5 protein-coding genes and 1 pseudogene are annotated in these 5154 nt (G+C 72.6%); 1 reads left to right on the top strand and 5 read right to left on the bottom strand.

Translation table 11 applies throughout. From position 1 onward, the window contains the following. Positions 1 to 38: 38 nt before the first annotated feature. Positions 39 to 578, bottom strand: a pseudogene (locus DW297_RS05045) (thiamine pyrophosphate-binding protein); the annotation flags it as partial. Positions 579 to 743: 165 nt separating this feature from the next. Between DW297_RS05045 and DW297_RS05040 the strand changes: the two are divergent. Beyond that, positions 744 to 1253: a phosphoribosyltransferase gene (locus DW297_RS05040; RefSeq protein ID WP_136030014.1), complete on the top strand. Its 510-nt coding sequence runs from the start codon at positions 744 to 746 to the stop codon at positions 1251 to 1253. A 1-nt stretch (position 1254) separates the two neighbouring features. Here the strand turns inward: DW297_RS05040 and DW297_RS05035 are convergent, their stop codons facing one another. From DW297_RS05035 to paaD, 4 genes are all read right to left on the bottom strand, one after another. Further along, entirely contained in the window at positions 1255 to 2778 is a 1524-nt protein-coding gene (locus tag DW297_RS05035; protein ID WP_136030012.1) for an ATP-dependent DNA ligase, read from the bottom strand. Positions 2779 to 2853: 75 nt separating this feature from the next. After that, on the bottom strand, positions 2854 to 3624 hold the full coding sequence (locus DW297_RS05030; protein ID WP_136030010.1) for an enoyl-CoA hydratase/isomerase family protein: 771 nt from the start codon (positions 3622 to 3624) through the stop codon (positions 2854 to 2856). Positions 3625 to 3637: 13 nt separating this feature from the next. Then, entirely contained in the window at positions 3638 to 4798 is a 1161-nt protein-coding gene (gene paaE, locus DW297_RS05025) for a 1,2-phenylacetyl-CoA epoxidase subunit PaaE (RefSeq protein WP_136030008.1), read from the bottom strand. Continuing rightward, the coding region (gene paaD, locus DW297_RS05020) for a 1,2-phenylacetyl-CoA epoxidase subunit PaaD (RefSeq protein ID WP_136030006.1) at positions 4798 to 5154 on the bottom strand (357 nt) is incomplete at its 5' end. The genes paaD and paaE, both read right to left, overlap by 1 nt.

Below are 5154 nucleotides of genomic sequence, written 5' to 3'. Positions count from 1 at the left end.
CTCACGCGTCACCTCGCCGACGAGAAGGTCGGCGCGGTCACGGCGTACATCGCGGAGGGCAGCCGCGGCGCGGGCGCCGCCGGGACGTCGCCGGCCTCCAGCGCCGCGACGTCGTAGGGGATCGCGAGCACGACCGGGACACGGTAGGTCAGCGCGTGCTCCACCGCGATGACCGTGGTCGCTGCGGCGTCCGCGCGGCCGACGGTGTAGGTGCGGGCGCCGACGGCCGAGGCGAGCGCGATCTGATCCACGTCCCACGGGCGGGGGCCCGACGTGGGCTCGTCGCCCACCACGAGCACGAGCGGGACGTGCGCCTGCACGGCCTCGGCCAGCGCCGTGATGGTGTTCGTGAAGCCCGCGCCATAGGTCGAGGTGCCGGCGGCGATGCGCCCGGAGGCGCGGAAGTGCGCGTCTGCGGCGACCACGGCGCCCTGCTCGTGCCGCACGGCCGTGAAGACGGCGTCGGTGTGCTTCTCGATCGCGTCGAGGAAGTAGGCGTTGCCGTTGCCCATCACCCCGAAGACGGCATCGACGTGCTGGGCGAGGGTGAGGGCGACGTGCGCGGAGACCGTGGGCATGGGGGTGCCTTTCGAGAGACAGGGACGGAGGGACTGCGGGATCCGTATGTGTCTCGCCTCCGCGACATCGCGAAGCGCTTCGTGCCTCTTTTTCAGGCACCGGCCGGGCCGGACCAGCCCAGTCTAGCGGCGGCTCCTGCCTCGCGGATGCGCGAGAATGGTCCGATGACGGATGCGGCGATCGAGCGCGAGACGCTCACCTGGGACGGCTTCGGCGCGGCGACGCGCGACCTGGCGCGGAGCATCCTCGCCAGCGGCTTCGAGCCGGAGGTGGTCGTCGCGATCGCCCGCGGGGGACTGCTCCCCGCCGGTGCCATCGCCTATGGCCTCGGCGCGAAGAACTGTGGCGCGATCAACGTCGAGTTCTACACCGGCATCGGCACGGTGCTCGACGCCCCCGAGGTGCTGCCGCCCGAGCTCGACATGGCGTACCTCGACGGTCGCCGTGTGCTGCTCGTGGACGATGTGGCCGACTCCGGCCGCACCCTCGCCCTCGCGGTGCAGCTGCTGAAGGACAGGGGCGCCGACGTGCGGTCGGTGACGATCTACACCAAGCCCTCCACGATCATCCAGCCCGACTACGCCTGGAAGGACACCGATCTGTGGATCAACTTCCCGTGGTCGTTCCAGGGCACCGTGCGCGAGGAGGACGAGGGCCTCGCGCCCTCCGCCTGACTCAGCCGCGCAGCAGCGCCCGCAGCGTCTGGATCGTGTCGGCCTCGGCCGGGGTCTTGTCGTCGCGGTAGCGCTTGACCCTGGCGAACCGCAGCGCCAGTCCCCCCGGGTAGCGCGGCGACCGTTGCACGCCGTCGATAGCGATCTCCACCACCAGCTCCGGTCGCAGGAACACGGTCGAGGCGGTGCGATGCGACTCGTGCGCCGGGAACTCCTCGGTCTGCCACTCCAGCAGCGCGTCGGTCAGGCCCTTGAACGTCTTGCCCACCATCACGTACGAGCCGGGGTCGCCGAACTCGCCCTCCGGATCGCGGGCGCCGAGGTGCAGGTTCGACAGCCACCCGCGCCGTCGGCCGGAGCCCCATTCGGCCCCGAGCACGACCAGGTCGTACGTGAGGACGGGCTTCACCTTGACCCAGGACTTGCCGCGGCGGCCGGCGGCGTAGGGGGCGTCGACGGCCTTGACCACCACGCCCTCGTGTCCGGCCGCGAGGGCCTCGCGCGACAGCTGCTCGGCGGCCTCGGGGTCGTCCGTCACGATGCCCGGCATGCGCCAGTCGCCCGCGACGGCCGCGAGCACCTCCTGGCGCACGGACAGCGGCTCGTCGAGCAGGTCGCGGCCGTCGAGGTGCAGCACGTCGAAGAACCACGGTCGCAGGGCGAGTTCGCGCGCGGCGTCGGCCCCGAACCGCGACATGGTCTCCTGGAACGGTCGCGGCCCGCCGTCTTCGTCGAGCGACAGCGTCTCGCCGTCGAGGATCACGTCGTGTGCGGGAAGCGCCCGCACGATCTCGACGATCTCCGGCAGGCGGTGCGTGACATCGGCGAGGCTGCGGGTGTAGATGCCCACGTCGTCGCCGTGCCGGTGCACCTGGATGCGGGCGCCGTCGAGCTTGTACTCCACGGAGGCGCGGCCCGTGATCTCGAGCGCGGCGGTGGGCGTGGCCGCGGTCGCCGCCAGCATGGGCAGCACCGGGCGGCCCACCCGGAGCCCGACCTCCTCCAGCGCGCCCTCGTCTCCGGTCAGCGCCAGACGGGCGGTCTCGCCGAGGTCGCCCGAGAGCATCGCCGCGCGTCGCACGAGGGCGATGGGCTGATCGGACGCTCGGGCGATCGCGTCGAGCAGCACGCCGCCGAGCGCCCCCGTGCGCAGCTCGCCCAGCATGGCCCTGGCGAGGAAGTCCCACTCCGCGGCGGTGGACCGCGTGGCCAGGGCGCGCAGGAGGTCGCTCCGGACCCCGGCGGATCCGGCGCCCGACGCCGTGGACAGCTCCTCGAACGCGTGGTCGACCTCGGCGATCGTGAGACTCGACTCCGCGGCGTGCGCGATGTCGAGTGACGACAGCCCGCGCCAGCCCACCCCCAGTCGCCCCTGCCGCGGGGAGGCGAGCAGGAGACCCACGAGCGCGGGCACGACGGCCTCGTCCGCACCGCGCAGCAGCTCGGCGATCGCGTCGATCTTGGCGAGGCGCGACGAGGTGGACGCGACCTTCTCGGTCGTGGTGACGAGCTCGGAGAGCAGCATCCCCGCATCATGCCACCGGCCGCGGACACCGCGGAAGGAGCTTGACACCGCCCGCCCCGGGGCGGGGTCGCTCGTTCAGCGCCCGCGGAACTTCGGCCTGCGCTTCTCCTGGAACGCGGCGAAGCCCTCGCGGTAGTCGTCGGTGTCGCACAGGGCGGCCTGCGCCGCGTTCTCGATGCCGACCGCGTCCCACAGCGTCAGCCTCTCGTCGCGGATCCGCGCCACGAGCTCCTTGCTCGCCAGGAACGCTGCCGTCGCGCCCCGGGCAGCAGCGGCGGCGGCCTCCGCGGTCGCCGACACCACCTCGTCGTCGGGGAACACGCGGGAGAACAGGCCCGACTGCACGGCCTCGGTTCCGCTCATCAGGCGCCCGGTATAGATGAGGTCGAGCGTCTTGTGCGCGCCGAGCCGGTCGAGGAACAGCGCGTGACCACCGGAGTCGAGCGTGGCCCCCAGGGCCGCGAACGGGGAGCCGATCTTCGCGGACTCGGCCACGTACACCACGTCGGTCGCGATCAGCAGTCCGAGTCCGACGCCCAGACAGGCCCCGTGCGCGACCGCGAACGTCGGTGCGGGGAACCGCGCCATGCGCTGCAGCAGCGGGGTCACCGCGCCGCCGAGGTAGCCGAGCACGTCGTCGTCGCGCGGGTCGACCGCCGAGATGTCGCGACCGGCGCAGAACGCCCTGCCCTCGCCGCGCAGGACGAGCGCCCGTACCCCGGCGTCCTCCGCCGCGTCGTAGGCGGCGTCGAGCTCGTCGAGCGCGGTCTCGTCGAGGGCGTTGAGCTTCGCGGGCGCGTTCAGGACGACCGTGGCGACGTCGTCGGCGATGGTGAGGTCGATCATGGGGCCCTCCGGATCAGACGTCGTAGTCGACGACCAGGCGGTCGCTCGTGGGGTGGGACTGGCACGTCAGCACGTAGCCGCGCTCGAGCTCGTCGGGTTCCAGCGCGTAGTTCTCCGTCATGGTGACGCTGCCCTCGATCACCCGCGCGCGACACGTGCCGCACACGCCGCCCGCACACGCGAACGGGGCGTCGGGGCGCACCCGCAGGGCCGCGTTGAGCACCGACTCGCGTGCCGCCACGGGGCTCTCCACCGTCGAGGAGACGCCGTCGAGGTTCACCTCGATGCGCACCGTCTTCTCCCCGGCGCTCACCGTCACGGGGCGCGCGGCCCGCACCGGCTCGTCACCCGTGGTGAACAGCTCGAACCGGATGTGCTCGCGCGGCACGCCCACGTCGGCGAGCACCGCGCGGCACAGGTCGACGAGCGCGAGCGGCCCGCACAGGAACCACTCGTCCACATCGGAGGGGTCGATCAGCGATCCGAGGATCGTGCGCAGCTTGGGCTCGTCGAGGCGGCCGGACAGCACGGGGGCCGTGCGCTGCTCGCGCGACAGCACGTGATGCAGCGTGAGCCGGGTGGGGTAGCGGTCCTTCAGGTCGGCGAGGTCCTCCAGGAACATCACGTCGAGGGTCGAGCGGTTCGTGAACAGCAGCGTGAACCGCGAGGTCCGCGACCGCGTCAGCACGGTGTGCGCGAGGGCCATCAGCGGAGTGATGCCCGATCCGGCGGCGATGCCCACCACGTGCTTCTGGTCGAGGTCGTCGAGCCCCGAGGTGAAGGTGCCCTGCGGGCTCATCACGTCGATGCGGAAGCCGGGGTGCAGACCCGTCTGCGCCCACGTGGAGAAGAGCCCGCCCTCGTCGCGCTTGACCGCCACGCTCAGGCGCGTCGGCCGTCCGTCGGTGCGGTGCTCGGGAGCGCGGCACAGCGAGTACGAACGCCGCACCTCCTCGCCGTCGAGGGTCGTGCGCAGCGCCACGTACTGGCCCGGCAGATGGTCGTAGTCGTCGGCGAGCTCGGGCGGCACCGTGAAGGTGACCTCGACGGAATCCTCGGTCAGCGGACGCACGTCCTCGACCTCGAGCGTGTGGAACCGCGCGCGCGTGCGCTCGCGGGAGGCGGGTGCGGCGGCCGCGGGCGGCGTCGCCCGCGCGGGGGAGAACAGCGACATCAGTGCACCTTGAAGTGGTCGAAGGGTTCCAGGCACGCGCGGCACTCGTACAGCGCCTTGCACGAGGTCGAGCCGAAGCGCGACACCTCACGGGTGTCGAGCGAGCCGCAGCGCGGGCACCGCACGCTCAGCGCGAGCCGGATGGGCCCCGACGACACCGCGGCGCGGCCGCTGGGCGGGGCGATGCCGTACTCCCGGAGCTTCTGCGCGCCGGCGTCGCTCATCCAGTCGGTGGTCCACGCGGGGGACAGCACGAGCCGCACCTCGACCTGCGCCCAGCCCGCCGCGGTGAGCGCCAGCACGACGTCGTCGCGGATGGTGTCCATCGCCGGGCAGCCGCTGTACGTCGGGGTGAT

The sequence above is a fragment of the Microbacterium sp. PF5 genome (assembly GCF_004794315.1).
In the GTDB taxonomy this organism is placed as follows: domain Bacteria; phylum Actinomycetota; class Actinomycetes; order Actinomycetales; family Microbacteriaceae; genus Microbacterium; species Microbacterium sufflavum.
The sequence above is the reverse complement of the archived record's forward strand: the minus strand, read 5'-3'. Positions and strand labels throughout refer to the sequence as shown.